We start from the raw sequence: 19051 nt of genomic DNA on the forward strand, positions 1-19051 counted from the left end.
TGCTCTTGCAAGAAAATTAGAAACGGATCAGCGCCGAGCCCCAGGCAAAACCGCCACCGAAGGCTTCGAGCAACACCAGCTGACCGCGTTGAATGCGGCCATCTCTCACCCCTTCATCGAAGGCGATAGGCACGGAGGCGGCCGAGGTGTTGCCGTGTCGGTCCAGGGTCAGTATGACTTTGTCCAGCTCCATGCCAAGCTTCTTGGCGGTGGCGCTGATGATACGGAAGTTGGCTTGATGAGGCACCAGCCAGTCCAGCTCGCTGGGCTCAATGCCGTTGGCCGCCAGGGTCTCGGTCACTATCTCGCTCAGGCGCGTCACCGCGACCTTGAACACGTCGTTGCCCTTCATATACATGTAGGCTTCGAGCTCTGCGCCCGTCAGGCCACGGCGCGGTTGCGGCAGCTTGAGCAGATCGCCGTAACGGCCATCGGCATGAAGATGGGTGGAGAGAATGCCAGGCGACTCGCTGGCCCCGACCACCACGGCCCCAGCCCCATCCCCGAAGAGGATGATGGTGCCGCGATCTTGCGGATCGCACATGCGCGACAGCACATCGGCGCCAACGACCAGCACATGGCGCGCCGCCCCTGACTTGATGAACTGATCGGCCACCGCGAGGGCATAGGTGAAGCCTGCGCAGGCGGCGGCAATGTCAAACGCCGGGATCCCCGGTACGTCCAACAGATTTTGCAGCTCGCAGGCGGCGGCCGGGAAGGCATTTTCGGCACTGGTGGTGGCCAGCACTATCATGTCCAGATCCGCGGCCTGGATGCCTGCGGCTTCCAACGCGCGCAGAGCGGCTTGATGTGAGAGGGTCGCGACAGTCTCGCCTTCACCCGCGATACGACGCTCATGGATGCCGGTGCGTGCCACGATCCACTCATCACTGGTCTCAACCATCTGCTCAAGATCGGCGTTGGTACGCACTGAACTCGGCAGATAGCTGCCAGTACCCAGAATTTTGCTATGCATAGAGTTCTTATAGATCCCTGTCGGAAAAGACAGATTCAAGGCGATCTGCTATTTGCAATGGAAGTTGATGCTTGGCCTCTTGTGCGGCCAGCAGGATCGCAGTACAGAGGGCGCGACGTTCGGCCCGCCCATGACTTTTTACCACAATGCCGCGCAATCCTAACAGACTTGCGCCGTTATACTGGTCGGGGTTCAGGTAAGAAAAACGCCGTTTGAGCATAAAGCCAGCGATCAAGCCAAGAAAAGTGCGCTTTTTACGTGGATAGCCGGCCAGTTGCCCCATCATACGGACCACCCCCTCCGCCGTCTTGAGCGCCACATTGCCCACGAAACCATCGCAGACGATGACGTCCGCCTGGCCGGTGAACAGGCAATCGCCCTCGATAAAGCCGGTAAAGTTGATGGCCGGGCACTGACGCAGCAGCTCGGCGCTATGACGGACCAAATCGTTGCCTTTGATCTCCTCCTCCCCCACGTTGAGCAGCGCGACACGGGGCGTCGCGATACCCTCCACCCGTTCGGCCACGACGGACCCCATGACCGCAAACTGCAGCAGGGTATCGGCATCGCAGCTCACATTGGCGCCCAGATCCAGCATGACGGTGCGCTTGCCCGCCACGGTTGGCAACGCCTTGATCAGCGCCGGTCTGTCCACCCCTGGCAGGGATTTGAGCACACACTTGGCCATGGCCATCAGGGCACCGGTATTGCCGGCACTGACGCAGGCGTCGGCCGCGCCACTCTTGACCAGATCCAGCACGACCCGCATGGAAGAATCTTTGAGGGTACGCAACGCCACGATCGGTTTATCGCCCATCCCAACAACTTGGGAGGCATGCACGAAACGAACGCGGGGATGATTGAGCAGGCCATATTGGCGCAGAAGCGGAGTGACGCTGGTCTGATTGCCGACCAGGATCAGATTGAGCTGGGGCAGAAGAGACAGTGCCTGCACGGCGGCAGGCACTGTTTCAGAGGGGCCAAAATCTCCCCCCATTATGTCTAGCGCGACGTTGAGCGTAGACAAAGGCAATCCTTAAGCGATTACCTTTTTACCGCGGTAGAAACCATCGGCAGTCACGTGGTGACGACGATGAATTTCACCACTGGTCTGATCAACAGTCAGTGCTGCGCTGGTCAATGCATCGTGGGAACGACGCATGCCACGACGGGAACGGGTTTTACGGTTCTGTTGTACGGCCATGGTAGGCTAACTCCTAGATTCACTTACGTTTAAGCTCTTCAAGAACTGCAAAGGGATTTGGCCGCTCATCAGCAGGTTCGATATCACCCCATGTCATCTCCATGTTTCCTCTGGGACAAGCATCCATCGGATGCATGGCGACCTGAGGCAACGAGAGGATAAGTTCATCCTCCAGGATTTTATGAAGATCTATCTCGCCGTTTTCGTCCAACTCAATGGGCTCATAAGCTTCCGGCAGTTCTTCCTCGTTTGTTTTCTCAAACAGCGGAGTGTAGATAAATTCAGCTTCACAAAGGTGTTGAAATGTATCTCCACAACGCTGGCAAACCAGGTCAACCTCGGCATGGGCAGTGCCTTCCATAACGGTCAACTTCTGGACATCTTTGCCAAAGTGCAGTGTTACATCCACATCACTTCGCAAGCCTGCGGTTGATGCTTCCAATCTGGGCATCTGCGACTTTTCCACTATTCCGACATAGTCGAGTAGCTTCAAGGCATTACGGACTGGATCAACCTTAACGGGCAACTTCACCTTTTGCATAGGGCGCGAATATTATAGGTCCAACAAGGGATAGTCAAAGGAAAAAGTCCTTACCACCGATGATTTTAACGACAAAAGTCCTTAACATGGCAGAACTCATCCCCACCGGCTGCGGATTATGACACAAAAGCTGATACTCGCCTCTACTTCTCGCTATCGGCAGGCTCTGCTCGCCAAGCTAGGCCTCCCTTTCGACTGCCAGGCCCCCGCGGTCGATGAGACTCCCCAGCCCGGAGAATCAGCCCGGCAACTGGTGCTGCGACTGGCTATCGCCAAGGCACAGGCCGTCGCCAATCTGCATGATCAGGGTCTGATCATCGGGTCGGATCAGGTATGTGTCTGCCAGGATAAGATCCTCGGTAAACCCGGCACTGTCGAGTGCGCCGTGGCGCAGCTGCTGGCGGCCCAGGGCCGAAGTGTCACCTTCTATACGGGCCTGGCGGTGATCGATGCGGCCACGGGCCAGTGTCACAGCCTGGTCGAACCCTTCACCGTGCATTTCCGCACCCTCGATGAGGCGGCAATCCGCCGTTATGTCGAGGCCGAGCAGCCACTCGATTGCGCCGGTAGCTTCAAGTGTGAGGGGTTGGGCATAGTGCTGTTTCAGGGGCTGGAAGGCCGCGATCCCAATACGCTGATCGGCCTGCCGCTGATCGGTCTGGTTGAACTGCTGGCCTGCCATGGCCTCTCGCTCCCCTGATCCATAGCCATTCATGCCATCACGGCATTTTGATCATTGATGGCGTTGCAGCCTTGATCATGTCGGTTGCCATGCGCCCTGCTGTATGAAGAAGAGATTCGAGACGACCTGAATGACAAGAGAGCGCCGAAGCGCTCTCTTGTCATAGGTCATGTTGTTGCTCAATCCCGTTACCAAGTGAGCCTAATCGAGAGCTGCGCGCAACTGCGCCATGGTGTCGGCTATCAGGAGAGGTTCAAACTCGGCCAGACGCGCCTTGTCATGGACACCCCAGGTCACACCGATACTCGCCATGCCAAGCGCCTTGGCCATGCCGAGATCGTGAATGGAATCCCCTATCATCACCGCCTCGTCTACCGCGACGCCCAATTCGGCCAAGATCTGATTCAACATCAGAGGATCGGGTTTGGAGTTCGCCTCATCGGCGCCCCGACTGGCAGCAAACAAGGGTCTTAACCCTGTCTCGTCCAGGACTCTGTCCAGCCCTCGCCGTGACTTGCCGGTGGCGACCGCCAGCAAGATGCCGCGCCCGTGCCAGTCATGGAGCAAGTCGGTGGCGCCAGCAAACAAGGGGCTGGGGGTATCGTCATGGAGGTAATGATAGCGATAACGGTCAATCAACCGATCACAGGGCTCACTCCCCTCCTCCAGCCCAAACAGCCCTGCCAGCCCCACGCCCAGACTCAAACCAATGATCTGCTGGATCTGCTGTTGCGTTGGCAATGGCAAGCCGCAGTCGCTGGCAGCCAGCTCGACACAAGCGACAATTCGCCCGATGGAGTCCATCAGGGTGCCATCCCAGTCAAAAATGGCGAGCCGGATAGCCATCAGCGAGCCAATTTACTGAGGAAGCTGTCGAGCTCAGGTGCCAGCGGCGCCTCGATCAATACCTCACGACCATCGACCGGATGGGTGAAGGTGAGCTTCCAGGCATGCAAGAACAAGCGTTTTAGCCCTTGGCTGCGCATTTTCTCGTCAAAGGCTGCTTCACCATATTTATCATCGCACGCGATGGGGTGACCCGCATGCTGGGTATGCACCCGGATCTGGTGGGTACGACCGGTGATGGGGCTGCATTCAACCAGGGTTGCCTCGGCAAACTGTCGCGCGATCCTAAAGCGTGTCTCGGAGGGCTTGCCATCGGCCGTGACCCGCACCACCCGCTCGCCGGATTGCAGATCGTTTTTGCGCAGCGGCGCATTGACCACCTTGACGTGAGGCTGCCATTTGCCACGCACCAGCGCCAGATACTGCTTGCGCATGGTTTTGACGCGCAGTTGTTCATGCAGACTGCGCAGGGCGCTGCGTTTCTTGGCAACCAGCAACACACCGGAGGTATCGCGATCGAGGCGATGTACCAGCTCCAGGAAGCGGGCTTCCGGGCGCAGGGCCCGCAGCCCCTCGATGACGCCAAAGCTCAAGCCACTGCCGCCGTGCACCGCCATGCCGGACGGTTTGTTGAGCACTATCATGGCGTCGTCTTCGAACAAGATCTGACTCTCCAGGCGCTGGATGCTGCCAAGATTGGCCGAAGGCAGTTCGTTTTTCTCAGCAACGCGCACGGGGGGCACCCGCACCTCGTCACCGCAGATGAGTTTGTATTCAGGTTTGATGCGCTTCTTGTTGACGCGCACCTCCCCTTTGCGAAGGATGCGATAGATCAGGCTCTTGGGGACGCCCTTTAACTGAGTCTTGAGAAAATTGTCGATGCGCTGCCCTTCATGCTCAGCTTCGATGGTGAGCAGCTGCACTTGTTGTTGTATCTGTGTCATGGCGCGGATTTTAACACCCCACGGGCCCCTTGGCTCCATGCTTTGTTGAAAAATGGCACCTTGCTATAAAAGCAGTTTAAATGGGATAATAAACAAGGTTTTGTCATTGTGTTCAAGCCTTGTACTAAGTGGCCAAGAATTATGCCACCCAATCCCAAAACGCCGTATCTACAAGAACATGACGGTTCCCGGGGGCGAGGTACAGCGCATGGAGAACGCAAACAAAATCGGCTATTTGTCTCCACACCGGCATCCCTTATTCATCCCTTCTCGAGAAGGCTGAACCAGAGCGCCCTTAGTTTGCGCCTCATGCATACCCCAACCGGGAGGTTGCCCAAGTATGCTGAAGACCCGAGGCCGGCGCCGGCGGGATCCTGTGGAGGAAATCAAAATGACAAAATAATGAGAACTCAATGAAAAGAATGCTAATCAACGCGACTCAGGAAGAGGAGTTGCGCGTAGCGCTGGTTGACGGACAACAGCTCTATGATTTGGATATTGAAAGTCCGGGACACGAGCAGAAGAAAGCGAACATCTACAAGGGCCGAATCACCCGTGTAGAACCCAGTCTCGAAGCTGCTTTTGTCGACTACGGCGCCGAGCGCCACGGTTTCCTGCCGTTAAAGGAGATCGCCCGCAATTATTTCCCCTCCGGTTACTCCTATCAGGGTCGTCCCAACATCAAAGAAGTGGTCCGCGAAGGCCAGGAAGTGATCGTTCAGATCGATAAAGAAGAGCGTGGCACCAAGGGGGCGGCCCTCACTACCTTTATCAGTCTGGCCGGCAGCTACCTGGTGCTGATGCCGAACAACCCCCGCGCCGGTGGCATCTCCCGCCGTATCGAGGGTGATGAGCGTACCGAGCTGAAAGAGGCTCTGTCGGGTCTGACTGTGCCAGAAGGCATGGGCCTGATCGTGCGTACCGCCGGTGTCGGTAAATCCCCTGAGGAACTCTCCTGGGATCTGAACGTCCTGCTCAACCATTGGGACTCCATTCACAAGGCTTCCTTGCAACGTAACGCCCCCGTGCTTATCCATCAGGAGAGCAACGTGATCGTGCGTGCCATTCGTGACTATCTGCGTCGCGATGTCGGCGAGATCCTGATCGACAACCCCGTCATCTTCGAGCGTGCCAAGGCACACATCGAACTGGTTCGTCCCGATTTCCTCAATCGGGTGAAGCTGTATCAAGGTGACGTGGCGCTGTTCAACCACTTCCAGATTGAGAGCCAGATCGAGTCTGCCTTCCAGCGTGAAGTGCGTCTGCCTTCCGGCGGCAGCATCGTCATCGATCCGACCGAGGCGCTGACCTCCATCGATATCAACTCCTCCCGGGCAACCAAGGGCGGCGATATCGAAGAGACGGCGCTGCAAACCAACCTGGAAGCGGCCGACGAGATTGCTCGCCAGCTGCGCCTGCGTGACTTGGGTGGCCTGATTGTCATCGACTTCATCGACATGACCCCGGTTCGCCATCAGCGCGAAGTGGAAAACCGTCTGCGTGAAGCCGTACACCAGGACCGCGCCCGCATCCAGCTGGGCCGCATCTCCCGCTTCGGTCTGCTGGAGATGTCCCGCCAGCGTCTGCGCCCCTCCCTCAACGAGTCCAGCAGCCATATCTGCCCCCGTTGCCAGGGTCAGGGTGTGATCCGTGACAACGAATCACTGGCCCTCTCTATCCTGCGTCTTATCGAAGAAGAGGCGCTCAAGGACAATACCGAACAGGTTCATGCCCAGGTGCCAGTGGATGTTGCCGCTTACCTGCTCAACGAGAAGCGCAGCTCCATCGCCAGCCTCGAGCAGCGTAACGAGGTTCGCCTCTATATCATCCCCAATCAGCATCTGGAAACCCCTCACTACGAAGTGACCCGCATTCGCAAGAATGAGATCGCCGAAGCCGTGAGCTATGAGCTGAAAACCGAAGTGGCCAAGCCTGTCTATCAACCCAAGCAGATCAATGTGGTTGAGCGGGAACAGCCGCTGCTGCAAGGCTTCATCCAGCCAGCCCCTGCAGCCGTTGTCCCTCAGGCTGCTGCACCTGTTGCCGCGCCTGCCGTGGCAGAAGCGGGTCTGGTCAGCAAACTGTTCAAGGCCATTGCCGGCATCTTCGCCAGCAGCCCGGCTGCCACCGACGCCAAACCTGCGGCACCGGCGCAGACCGACGCGCGCAAGGAAGAGCCTCATCGCCATCAGCGTGACGAGCGCCGCCCCCGCCAAGGCCAGGGCAACCGCAATCGCAACGACAACAATGAGCAGCGCCGTGACGCCAAGAGTGGCGAGCAGGGTGACAATCGTGCCCGTCGTCCGCGCAAAGAGCGTGAGCCGCGTCAGGATCAAGCTCGCACTGAGCGTGAACCCCGTGTCGAACGTGAACCACGTACCGAGCGCGAACCGCGTCAGGAACGTGAGCCTCGCCAGCCCCGTGAGCCCCGTGCCGAGCGTGAACCACGTCAGGATCGCGAAGCCCGTGTCGAACGTGAACCTCGCCAGCCCCGTGAACCACGTCAGCCCCGTGAGCCTCGTGGTGAGCGTGAACCTCGCCAGCCCCGCGAACCCCGCGCCGAGCTGGAGGTTCAGGCCATCAACGCCACCGAGCCGCTGCAGACCCCGGTTGAGACTCCGCAAGAGATCCACCAGGAGAAGGAGCTGATTGTTGCCGAGCGTCGCGAGCGTCGCCAGATGCGCAAGCAGATCCGTGTCGATGCACCTCAGAGCGATCTGCCGGTTGAATCGGTAGATGCAGCCCCCGCCGAGCAGGGTGATGAGCAGGACGGCCAGCGCCGCTCCCGTCGCAACCCCCGTGGCTCACGCAGCGAAGGCCAGCGTCGCAAGCGCATCAACGAAGATGCCCGCAGCCAGCGCGAAGAGGAACAGCCCCAGGTCGAGAGCAATGAGCCCCTGACCCAGCTTGCTCCCCTGAGCCATGATGCCGTTGTCGCCGCGACTCAGGCCTCTGCCGCACTGGTCGAGCACACCGTGATCGACAACGATCACCACCTGCCGGAAGTGCCTTTCGTTGATACCAGCAAGGCGGTGATCAACGAGCCGGCCGCCCCGGTGGTCGAGCAGGCAGCGCCAGTTGCCGTCGTTGAGGCTGCCCCGGTCGAGATGGTCGAGGCCACCCCCGTGGTGATGGCAGAGCCAGCGCCGGTCGAGGTGGCTGAAACCGCCGCCCCTGTCGTCACTGAGGCTTTGGTTGAGGCTCCGGTTGTGACCGAGGCCCCTGCCGAGGTGCATGAGGTGATCGTTCAGCCAGCCGCTCCGGCCATGGTTGAGACCGTTCAGGCTGAAGTGACCGCCGACGCTGTCGCCGCTCAGGTGGAAACCAAGGTGGAAGCTCAGGTGGAAGCCGCGCCAGTGGTGACCCCCGTCGAGGTCGAGGCCCCTGCTGTCGTGGCTGTGGTCGCAGAGCAAACCCCTGTGGTTGCCCCTGCCGCCCCTGTGGCTCAAGCCAAGCCCGCAGCCAAACCGGCGGTACGCTCCGCCGGTGGTCTGCTGGCCCAGGCTCGCAAGGCATCTGCCCCCATGGCCACCCCGGCCGAGGTACCTGCCCTGCCGGTTGCCGAGCACGTCGACAGCGCTCCTTTGGTGCGCACCGATGTGAACAGCTCGGGTCGTCACGCAGGTAGCACGGCTGCGGTCAACAAGGCCCATAGCCCGGCTGGCCGCCCATAAGGGTTAGCTAGCCATGAAAAAGAGCCGCAGATGCGGCTCTTTTTTTATGTCCCAACTATCGCCACACTAAGCGTTCTACGCTACTCCAGCGCCGTCATCACCGCCAGCGGATCTCCTGCTAGGAAGGGTGTCGCGGCATGCGGCAACAACAGGCAAGGAGCGCGACGCTCCCCATCAGCCCACCTCATGGACAGGCAACGCCGCCAAGCCCCTCACAGGCGCAACCGTCTCTTCCCTGATCTGACTGCATTACCACCCTCCCCGTGCCACTCTGCCGGACTCGCGACTGCCCACCCATTGCCAGCTCGCGGCCTGTTTTGATAACCCCACGCCAGCAGAGCCTCAGACCTTGATCCTTAGCTAAGAGCCCAGAGTCACCCTCGTGGCATTCGAGCAAACCTGAACGCCAGAAACGACAAGAGCCACCTGGGTGGCTCTTGCAGATAACAGAAAGCGGCTGGCTCAGCTGGCCCAGGTGATGATGTGATCTTCCCATTCACCGGCGTCACGCTCATGGATGACCTTGCCGCGCACCGACTGCCCCGCCTGGTGCATGGCGCTGCGGCTGCCGGTGATGAGCGGGTGCCACGCCGGCAGGCTCTGCCCCTCGGCCAACAGGCGATAGGCACAGCTCGACGGCAGCCAGTCGAACTCGGCAATCTTGTCCACCGTGATCTGCAGGCAGTCCGGCTCCTTCTTGAAGCGATTGCGATAGTCGGAGCACTGGCAGCTCTTGGTATTGAGCAGGTTGCAGGCCACGTTGGTGAACACCAGCTCGTCGGTATCGGCATCGATCAGCTTGTTGAGGCAGCACTTGCCGCAGCCATCGCACAGGGACTCCCACTCGGCATTGGTCATCTGCTGCAGGGTCTTTTCCTGCCAAAAAGGCGTTGGCTGTATTTTCTCGACTTGCTGCATGGAAGGGGCTCGCTAAATAGACCAGGAAAGCGCGTGGTTATACCCCTTATCCCGCTATTTTTCAAGATGAAGGGTATAGTGGTCGAATTATCACGGACATTATTTTGTCATCCGGTTTGAAGCCGTATGACCACTCCCCTTTGAGGGCAACTGTCAGGTGAATACCATCACCATACCTATTAAGCGCCATGAAAAATGCCGACCCTAGGGTCGGCATTTTTATCAGAGATAACGGGCTGACAGGAATTACCAGCCGGTTACTTCGCGCAGGGCCTTGCCGATGTCGGCCAGGGAGCGCACGGTTTTCACACCGGCATCTTCCAGGGCGGCAAATTTCTCTGCTGCCGTGCCTTTACCGCCGGCGATGATGGCGCCAGCATGGCCCATACGCTTGCCAGGAGGCGCGGTCACGCCTGCGATGTAGGAGACGACCGGCTTGGTGACATTGGCCTTGATGTAGGCAGCGGCCTCTTCTTCGGCACTGCCGCCGATCTCGCCGATCATCACGATGGCTTCGGTCTGAGGATCGTTCTGGAACATCTCCAGGATGTCGATGAAGTTGGAGCCCGGGATAGGGTCGCCACCGATACCGACGCAGGTGGACTGGCCGAAGCCCTCGTCCGTGGTCTGCTTGACCGCTTCATAGGTCAGGGTGCCGGAGCGCGACACAATACCCACCTTGCCCGGCTTGTGGATGTGACCCGGCATGATGCCGATCTTGCACTCACCCGGGGTGATCACCCCCGGGCAGTTCGGACCTATCATGCGCACGCCGGTTTCCTGCAGCTTCACCTTGACGTCCAGCATGTCCAGGGTCGGGATGCCTTCGGTGATGGTGACGATGAGCTTGATGCCGGCATCGATCGCTTCCAGGATGGCGTCTTTGCAGAACGGAGCCGGGACATAAATGACGGAGGCAGTGGCGCCAGTGGCTTCCACGGCATCACGCACAGTGTTGAATACCGGCAGGCCCAGGTGAATGGTGCCACCCTTGCCTGGCGACACGCCGCCGACCATCTGGGTGCCGTAGGCAATCGCCTGTTCGGAGTGGAAAGTACCCTGGCCGCCGGTGAAGCCCTGGCAGATGACCTTGGTATCTTTGTTGATCAGAACGCTCATTATTTGGCCTCCGCTGCTTTAACCACTTGCTGCGCTGCGTCAGTCAGACTCTTGGCGGCGATGATGTTGAGGCCGCTTTCGGCCAGTTTCTGGGCACCCAGTTCGGCATTGTTGCCTTCCAGACGCACCACGACGGGCACCTTGACGCCCACTTCCTTGACCGCGCCTATGATGCCTTCGGCAATCATGTCGCAGCGCACTATGCCACCGAAGATGTTGACCAGTACGGCTTGCACCTTGCTGTCAGACAAAATGATCTTGAAGGCCTCGGTCACGCGCTCCTTGGTGGCGCCACCGCCGACATCCAGGAAGTTGGCCGGTGAGCCGCCGTGCAGGTTGACGATGTCCATGGTACCCATGGCCAGACCCGCGCCGTTGACCATGCAGCCGATGTTGCCATCGAGGGCCACATAGTTCAGCTCCCACTGGGCGGCGTGCGCTTCGCGGGGATCATCCTGGGAGGGATCGTGCATCTCGCGCAGCTTGGGCTGACGGTACATGGCGTTGGCGTCGATGTTGATCTTGCCGTCCAGGCAATGGAGGTTGCCCTTGTCGGTGATCACCAGCGGGTTGATCTCCAGCAGCGCGAAGTCGCAATCCTGGAACATCTTGCCCAGACCCATGAAGATCTTGGTGAACTGTTTGATCTGCTCGCCGTTGAGGCCCAGTTTGAAGGCCAGTTCGCGGGCCTGATAAGCCTGCGGGCCTACCAGGGGGTCGATGGCCGCCTTGTGAATGAGCTCAGGGGTCTCGTGGGCAATCTTCTCGATGTCCACGCCACCTTCGGTAGAGGCCATGAACACCACGCGGCGGCTGCTGCGATCGACCACGGCGCCCAGGTAGAGCTCCTTGGCGATGTCGGTGCAGGATTCCACCAGGATCTTGGTGACCGGCTGACCATTGGCATCAGTCTGGTAAGTGACCAGATTCTTGCCGAGCCAGTGTTGGGCAAAGGCACGGATCTCATCCTTGCTCTTGGCCAGTTTGACGCCGCCCGCTTTACCGCGGCCACCGGCGTGCACCTGGCACTTGACGACCCACATGTTGCCGCCAATCTTGTCGGCAGCTTCCGCCGCTTCTTGCGGGGTAGCGCAGGCATAACCTTCGGAGACCGGCAGGCCATATTTGGCAAACAGCTGTTTTGCCTGATATTCATGCAAATTCATGATGTTCTATCCGTGTTGTCGTTATATCCGTTGGGGTGTTTCTCAATGCCCCTGCGATAGGGGCCCGGACAGGCCCCTATATTCTTGTGTGATCAGACGTCCAGCAGCAGACGGGTCGGATCTTCCAGCAACTCCTTAATGGAGACCAGGAAGCCCACCGACTCACGACCGTCGACGATACGGTGATCGTAGGAGAGGGCCAGGTACATCATCGGCAGGATTTCCACCTGGCCGTTTACCGCCATCGGGCGATCCTGGATCTTGTGCATCCCAAGGATGGCGCTTTGGGGCGGGTTGATGATCGGCGTGGACATCAGGGAACCGAACACACCACCGTTGGTGATGGTGAAGTTGCCACCGGTCAGCTCATCGACGGTCAGTTTGCCGTCGCGGCCCTTGCCGGCCAGCTCCTTGATGGCTTTTTCGATGTCGGCCAGGCTCATGCTGTCGCAATCGCGCAGTACCGGCGTCACCAGGCCACGGGGGGTGGAGACGGCGATGCTGACATCGAAGTAGTTGTGATAGACGACGTCATCACCGTCGAGCGCCGCATTCACTTCCGGGTAGCGCTTGAGGGATTCGACCACGGCCTTGACGTAGAAGGACATGAAGCCCAGCTTGATGCCGTGTTTCTTCTCGAAGATCTCGCCGTACTGCTTACGCAGCTTCATGATCGGCGCCATGTTGATCTCGTTGAAGGTAGTCAGCATGGCGGTGGTGTTCTTGGCCTCCAGCAGACGCTCGGCGATGCGCTTGCGCAGGCGGGTCATGGGCACGCGCTTCTCGGTGCGCGCCGCCAGCGGTGCCACCGCGGCGACCGGGGCAGCGGCCACCGGCGCGGCGGCAGGCTTGTTACCGCCCTTGATAAAGGCTTCCACGTCTTCCTTGGTGATGCGACCACCCTTGCCGGTGCCGCTGAGTTTGGCGACGTCGATGGCATGTTCGGCCACCAGACGGCGCACCGAGGGGCTCAGATCGTCAACCGCGGCATCGGCCGAGGCCTCGACCGGCTTCTCTTTGGTCTCTTCGCCCGCCACGGGGGCAGCCTTGAGCATGGCGATCAGCTGGCGGGAGAGCACGGTCGCCCCTTCGGCCTGCAGGATGTCACCGAGAATACCGGCTTCTGGCGCCGGGACTTCCAGGACAACCTTGTCGGTCTCGATGTCGACCAGTACTTCATCACGGGCAACCAGATCCCCTGGGCGCTTGTGCCAGGTGGCGATGGTGGCGTCGGCCACTGATTCCGGCAGGTCCGGTACCTTGATCTCGATAGTCATGTAATCAGTTCCTTGTTACTTCTTGTTCAGGGCTTAGGCCAGAGTAAGGGCATCTTCCACCAAGGCTTTCTGCTGCTTGGCGTGGACAGACATGTAACCGACCGCGGGTGAGGCGGAGGCCGGACGACCAGCGTAACGCAGGGTAGCACCGGCTTGCAGCACGCCATCGTAGTGATGACGGGTGCTGTACCAGGCTCCCTGGTTCTGCGGCTCTTCCTGGCACCAGACAAAATCGGTGACGTGGGCGTAATCGGCGAGGATGGCGCGCACTTCCGCTTCCGGGAAGGGATAGAGCTGTTCGATGCGCACCAGCGCCACGTCCTGCTGCTCGGCCTTGCGACGGGCATCGAGCAGGTCGTAGTAGACCTTGCCGGAGCAGAACACCACTCGCTTGACGGCTTTGGGATCCAGGGCATCGATCTCGCCGATGGCATTCTGGAAGGTCCCCTCTGCCAGCTCTTCGAGCTTGCTGACCGCCAACGGGTGGCGCAGCAGGGACTTGGGCGACATCACGATCAGCGGACGACGCATGGGACGGATCACCTGGCGACGCAGCATGTGGTAGACCTGGGCCGGGTTGGAGGGTACACAGACCTGCATGTTGTGCTCGGCGCACATCTGCAAGTAGCGCTCCAGACGGGCGGAGGAGTGCTCCGGGCCCTGGCCCTCGTAGCCGTGGGGCAGCAACATGGTCAGGCCACACATCCGGCCCCACTTCTGCTCACCGGAGGAGAGGAACTGATCGATCACCACCTGGGCACCGTTGGCAAAGTCGCCAAACTGCGCTTCCCAGATGGTCAGACCGGTCGGCTCAGTGGTGGCGTAACCGTACTCGAACGCCAGCACAGCCTCTTCGGAGAGCACAGAGTCGTACACCTCGAACGGACCCTGTTCATCACTGATGTTGCACAGCGGGGTATAGGTGCTGGCATCTTTCTGGTTGTGCAGTACCGCATGGCGGTGGAAGAAGGTGCCACGGCCGGAATCCTGCCCGGTGATGCGGATGCGGGAACCCTTGTCGACCAGGCTGGCGTAGGCCAGGGTCTCGGCGAAACCCCAGTCCAGCAGCTTGTCGCCGGCGGCCATGGTGCGCCTGTCTTCATAAATCTTCTCGACCTGACGCTGCAACTGATGCGCCACCGGATACTGGCTGACCCGCTCACCCAAGGATTTGAGTTCGTCGAGGGGCAGACCGGCGTCATAGGACATGGCCCAGTCGTGACCCAGATACGGGGACCAGTCGACGGAGTGCAGCTCCATGGGGCGCCACTCTTTGACCACCCGCTCCCCTTTGTCCAGGGCATCGCGGTACTCGTTGACCTGAGCGGTCGCCAGTTCCTGACTGACGATGCCTTCGGCAACCAGCTGATCGGCGTAGATCTTGCGCGGGGTCGGATGCTGCTTGATCTTCTGGTACATCAAGGGCTGGGTCGCACTCGGCTCGTCGGCCTCGTTGTGACCGTGACGACGGTAGCAGACCAGCTCGATCACCACGTCACGCTTGAAGGTGTTGCGGTAATCCAGGGCAATCTGGGTGACCAGCACCACGGCTTCCGGATCGTCACCATTGACGTGCAGCACTGGGGCCTGAACGGCCTTGGCGATGTCGGTGCAATATTCGGTGGAGCGCACGTCACGCATGTTGGAGGTGGTGAAACCCACCTGGTTGTTGATGACGATGCGCACTGTCCCGCCGACACCATAGGCACGGGTCTGGGACATGTTGAAGGTTTCCGCCACTACCCCTTGCCCGGCGATGGCCGAGTCACCGTGGATGGTGATGGGCAAGACGCTTGCGCCATCCTTGTCACCCCGTCTGTCCATACGGGCACGGACGGAGCCGATGACCACAGGGTTGACGATTTCGAGGTGAGAAGGGTTGAAAGCCAGCGCCAGGTGGACGTTGCCGCCCGGGGTGGCGAAGTCGGAGGAGAAGCCCATGTGGTACTTCACATCCCCGGTGCCCCAGGACTCGCCATGCTTGCCGGCGAACTCGTCAAACAGCTCCTGAGCACGCTTGCCGAGCACGTTGATCAGCACGTTGAGGCGGCCACGGTGGGCCATGCCGATGACGGCTTCCTTGCAACCCTGCTCACCGGCGCGACGGATCAGCTCCTTGAGCATGGGCACCATGGCATCGCCCCCTTCCAGGGAGAAACGCTTGGCGCCGGGGAACTTGGCACCCAGGTATTTTTCCAGCCCTTCGGCGGCGGTCAGATTCTCGAGGATGCGGGTCTTCTCTTCCAGGCTATAGCTGCCCTTCCCTTCGATGGATTCGAGGCGGTCTTGCAGCCAACGTTTCTCTTCGGTGGAGGTGAGGTGCATATAGTCGGCGCCGATGGAGCCGCAATAGGTCTTCTTGAGCGAGGCGACGAGATCGGAGAGCACCATGGTCTCGCGACCGATGGCGTAGGAACCCACATTGAAGGTGGCCCCCATGTCTGCGCCCTGCAGGTTATGGAAAGCCGGATCGAGTTCGGCAACGGTTTCCCGGGCCCAGAGACCGAGGGGATCCAGCTTGGCGTTCTGGTGACCACGGAAACGGAAGGCATTGATCAGTTGCAGTACCCGCACCTGTTTGGCATCCACTTGCGGATCGGACACGGCGGCACTGAAACGGGAGGGGTCCTTGGCCAGACGACGGAAATAATCGCGGACCTGAGAGTGGGGTTGTTCGACCGCGTGACCATTGACTTGGGGCAGCGAAGCAAAAATGCTGCGCCACTCGTCGGCGACGGATTCGGGATCGTCCAGGAAGGATTCGTACAAATCCTCTATATAGCTTGCATTCGCACCAGCCAGGTGAGATGACTCCAACCAGGCCTTCATCACGCCGTTATGCATGTCTATCCCTTGTACTTCTTGTCACTGCCGCTTGGCAGTTTTTGTAGGGGTCAAACAGCCACCCTTCCAGGGGTTGAGTGGCCATCCAGAGGTCGGGCCCCTGCCCTTGCGGCGGGGCCCTGGCTTATTACACAGCCCGATTAAGCAACATCGACTTGATATGACCGATGGCCTTGGTCGGGTTCAAGCCCTTGGGACAAACGCTCACGCAGTTCATGATGCTGTGGCAACGGAAGACGCTGAAGGCATCATCCAGATTGCCCAGACGCTCGGTCGCTGCACTGTCGCGGCTGTCGGCCAACCAGCGGTAGGCGGCGAGCAGGCCAGCGGGGCCGATGAACTTATCCGGGTTCCACCAGAAGGAGGGGCAAGAGGTCGAGCAGCAGGCACAGAGGATGCATTCGTACAGGCCGTCGAGCTTGGCACGCTCTTCAGGGGATTGCAGGTGCTCACGCACGGGCGGCAATTTATCTTCATTGATGAGGAAGGGTTTCACCTTCTCCCACTGGGTGTAGAACTGGGTCATGTCTATCACCAGATCCCGGATCACCGGCAGGCCTGGCAAGGGGCGGATCACCACCTTGCTACCCTTCTTCAGCAGATCCGACAGCGGGGTGATACAGGCAAGACCATTCTTGCCATTCATGTTGATGCCGTCCGATCCACAGACCCCTTCGCGGCAAGAGCGGCGGAAGGACAAGGTGGGATCCAGCTCTTTCAACTGGATCAGTGCATCGAGCACCATCATGTCGGAACCTTCAGGAATATCAAGACGATAATCCTTCATATGGGGGGCGTTATCAACGTCCGGGTTATAGCGATATACCGAGAATGTGACGTTCATTGTGCTTTGCTCCGCAATCAATATGTCCACGCCTTCGATGAGAGATGGGAATGCCTCCCACCTCTTCATAGACCGGCCAGGCGTGGCTCCGCAATCAGCAGGTCCACGGCTCCGATGAGGGCTGGGAATGCCTCCCACCTCTTCACAGTCCGGCCAGGCATGGCTCCGCAATCAGCAGGCCCACGGCTTCGATGAGAGATAGGAATGCCTCCCATCTCTTCACAGACCGGCCAGGCCTGGCTCCGCAATCAGTAAGTCCGCACCTTGGGTGGGAATGCCTCGCGAGTTTTCGGAGACATATTGACCGCGCGACGGGTCATGGACTCAGTGTCCGGATGGTAGAGGCTGTGGCACAGCCAACCCTCATCGTCACGCTCCGGGAAGTCGAAGCGGCTGTGGGCGCCCCGGCTCTCGGTACGGAAGTTAGCCGCAACCGCAGTGGCAAACGCCGTCTCCATCAGGTTGTCCAGCTCCAGACATTCGATGCGCTGGGTGTTGAACTCCTTGGAGGTGTCATCCAGACGGGCATTCTTGAGACGCTCGCGAATGCGCTTCAGCTCGGCCAGCCCTTCTGCCATGGCATCCCCTTCGCGGAACACCGAGAAGTTGCGCTGCATGCAGTCCTGCAGGTCCTTGCGGATCTGGGCGGGATCTTCGCCATCACGGTTGGCTTCCCAACGATTGAAGCGGGTCAAGGCAGCCTCTAGATCGGCTTCTGACGCCTCGCGGCCATGCTCCATGTCGCCCAGGGTATTGACCAGGTGAATACCGGCTGCGCGGCCGAACACGATGAGATCCAGCAGGGAGTTGCCGCCCAGACGGTTGGCACCGTGTACGGAGACGCAGGCGATTTCACCCACGGCGAACAGACCGACCACGGGCACGTCATTGCCGTCCTTGTCCTGACTCAGACACTGACCATTCACGCTGGTCGGCACGCCGCCCATCATGTAGTGGCAGGTCGGGATGACAGGGACAGGCTCGACGACCGGATCCACGTGGGCGAAGGTACGCGACAGCTCGCAGATACCTGGCAGACGAGATTCGAGCACCTCTTTGCCCAGATGATCCAGCTTGAGCTTGACGTGCGGACCCCAGGGGCCATCGCAGCCACGGCCTTCACGGATCTCGATCATGATGGAACGGGCAACCACGTCACGACCGGCGAGATCCTTGGCGTTGGGCGCATAACGCTCCATGAAACGCTCGCCATCTTTATTGAGCAGATAGCCGCCTTCACCACGGCAACCCTCTGTCACCAGTACCCCTGCCCCGGCGATGCCGGTGGGGTGGAACTGCCAAAACTCCATGTCCTGCACGCCAACCCCGGCACGCAGTGCCATGCCGACGCCGTCACCCGTGTTGATGTGGGCGTTGGTGGTGGACTGGTAGATGCGACCGGCGCCGCCGGTGGCGAGCACCGTGGCCTTGGCCTTGAAGTAGACGACTTCGCCGCTCTCCATGTCGATGGCGGTACAGCCGACGATGTGGCCGTCCTGGTTCTTCACCAGATCCAGGGCATACCACTCGGAGAAGACGGTGGTCTTGCTCTTCACATTCTGTTGATAGAGGGTGTGCAGCAGGGCGTGACCGGTACGGTCTGCCGCAGCAGCAGTACGGGCGGCCTGCTCACCACCGAAATTCTTGGACTGGCCGCCGAAGGGGCGTTGATAGACACGGCCGTTGTCGAAGCGGGAGAAGGGCAAGCCCATGTTCTCCAGCTCGTAGACAGCTTCCGGGCCCGTCTTGCACATGTATTCGATGGCTTCCTGATCACCGATGTAATCGGAACCTTTGACCGTGTCATACATGTGCCACTGCCAGTTGTCGTCATGGGCGTTGCCCAGCGCAACCGTGATACCGCCCTGGGCGGATACGGTATGAGAGCGAGTCGGGAACACCTTGGACAGCAAGGCACAGCTCTTGCCAGATTGGGCGATTTGCAGCGCGGCGCGCATGCCAGCGCCACCGGCGCCAATCACCACGGCATCAAATTCACGAGTTGGAATAGTCACC

Annotated in this window: 15 protein-coding genes; 2 read left to right on the forward strand and 13 right to left on the reverse strand. The window is 59.8% G+C overall.

Translation table 11 applies throughout. The annotated features are described in order from the left end of the window. Positions 1-16: 16 nt before the first annotated feature. The 4 genes from KYK33_RS10335 to yceD are packed head-to-tail and all read right to left on the reverse strand — an operon-like array spanning position 17 to position 2721. The gene (locus KYK33_RS10335; protein WP_224430434.1) at positions 17-976 is read right to left on the reverse strand and encodes a beta-ketoacyl-ACP synthase III; all 960 of its coding nucleotides are present in this window, start codon (positions 974-976) and stop codon (positions 17-19) included. Between the two features lie 7 nt (positions 977-983). Further along, complete coding sequence (gene plsX, locus KYK33_RS10340) at positions 984-2003, reverse strand: phosphate acyltransferase PlsX (protein WP_224430435.1); 1020 nt, start codon at positions 2001-2003, stop codon at positions 984-986. 9 nt (positions 2004-2012) lie between these two features. After that, on the reverse strand, positions 2013-2180 hold the full coding sequence (gene rpmF / locus KYK33_RS10345) for a 50S ribosomal protein L32 (protein WP_005908717.1): 168 nt from the start codon (positions 2178-2180) through the stop codon (positions 2013-2015). Positions 2181-2199: 19 nt separating this feature from the next. Further along, a complete protein-coding gene (gene yceD / locus KYK33_RS10350) occupies positions 2200-2721 on the reverse strand; it encodes a 23S rRNA accumulation protein YceD (RefSeq protein WP_084218212.1) in 522 nt (173 codons plus the stop codon). A 118-nt stretch (positions 2722-2839) separates the two neighbouring features. Here yceD and KYK33_RS10355 point away from each other — a divergent pair, with 118 nt between their 5' ends. Further along, positions 2840-3421 carry a Maf family protein gene (locus tag KYK33_RS10355; protein ID WP_224430436.1) on the forward strand — a complete coding sequence of 194 codons (582 nt, stop codon included), beginning with the start codon at positions 2840-2842 and terminating at the stop codon, positions 3419-3421. Positions 3422-3604: 183 nt separating this feature from the next. Here the strand turns inward: KYK33_RS10355 and KYK33_RS10360 are convergent, their stop codons facing one another. Together KYK33_RS10360 and rluC are read right to left on the reverse strand one after the other, a co-directional pair. Beyond that, positions 3605-4252: an HAD family hydrolase gene (locus KYK33_RS10360; protein ID WP_224432992.1), complete on the reverse strand. Its 648-nt coding sequence runs from the start codon at positions 4250-4252 to the stop codon at positions 3605-3607. Beyond that, on the reverse strand, positions 4249-5193 hold the full coding sequence (gene rluC, locus KYK33_RS10365; RefSeq protein WP_224430437.1) for a 23S rRNA pseudouridine(955/2504/2580) synthase RluC: 945 nt from the start codon (positions 5191-5193) through the stop codon (positions 4249-4251). The genes KYK33_RS10360 and rluC overlap by 4 nt, the downstream gene beginning before the upstream one ends. A 413-nt stretch (positions 5194-5606) precedes the next feature. Between rluC and rne the strand changes: the two genes are divergently transcribed. Continuing rightward, complete coding sequence (gene rne, locus KYK33_RS10370) at positions 5607-8867, forward strand: ribonuclease E (protein ID WP_224430438.1); 3261 nt, start codon at positions 5607-5609, stop codon at positions 8865-8867. Positions 8868-9329: 462 nt separating this feature from the next. Here rne and KYK33_RS10375 read toward each other — a convergent pair whose 3' ends face one another. From KYK33_RS10375 to sdhA, 7 genes are all read right to left on the reverse strand, one after another. After that, positions 9330-9785, reverse strand: a complete 456-nt coding sequence (locus tag KYK33_RS10375) for a YcgN family cysteine cluster protein (protein WP_224430439.1) — start codon at positions 9783-9785, stop codon at positions 9330-9332. A gap of 246 nt (positions 9786-10031) precedes the next feature. After that, a complete protein-coding gene (gene sucD / locus KYK33_RS10380; RefSeq protein WP_042039826.1) occupies positions 10032-10904 on the reverse strand; it encodes a succinate--CoA ligase subunit alpha in 873 nt (290 codons plus the stop codon). Next, the gene (sucC, locus tag KYK33_RS10385; RefSeq protein WP_042039825.1) at positions 10904-12070 is read right to left on the reverse strand and encodes an ADP-forming succinate--CoA ligase subunit beta; all 1167 of its coding nucleotides are present in this window, start codon (positions 12068-12070) and stop codon (positions 10904-10906) included. Before sucC ends, sucD begins: the two co-directional genes overlap by 1 nt. 92 nt (positions 12071-12162) lie before the next feature. Continuing rightward, on the reverse strand, positions 12163-13347 hold the full coding sequence (gene odhB, locus KYK33_RS10390; RefSeq protein WP_224430440.1) for a 2-oxoglutarate dehydrogenase complex dihydrolipoyllysine-residue succinyltransferase: 1185 nt from the start codon (positions 13345-13347) through the stop codon (positions 12163-12165). Between the two features lie 33 nt (positions 13348-13380). After that, positions 13381-16191, reverse strand: a complete 2811-nt coding sequence (gene sucA, locus KYK33_RS10395; RefSeq protein WP_042039822.1) for a 2-oxoglutarate dehydrogenase E1 component — start codon at positions 16189-16191, stop codon at positions 13381-13383. Positions 16192-16318: 127 nt separating this feature from the next. Then, on the reverse strand, positions 16319-17035 hold the full coding sequence (locus KYK33_RS10400) for a succinate dehydrogenase iron-sulfur subunit (protein ID WP_042039820.1): 717 nt from the start codon (positions 17033-17035) through the stop codon (positions 16319-16321). 248 nt (positions 17036-17283) lie between these two features. After that, positions 17284-19050 carry a succinate dehydrogenase flavoprotein subunit gene (sdhA, locus tag KYK33_RS10405; RefSeq protein ID WP_042039819.1) on the reverse strand — a complete coding sequence of 589 codons (1767 nt, stop codon included), beginning with the start codon at positions 19048-19050 and terminating at the stop codon, positions 17284-17286. Position 19051: the final 1 nt, after the last annotated feature.

It is taken from the genome of Aeromonas rivuli (assembly GCF_020149575.1).
Lineage (GTDB): Bacteria > Pseudomonadota > Gammaproteobacteria > Enterobacterales > Aeromonadaceae > Aeromonas > Aeromonas rivuli.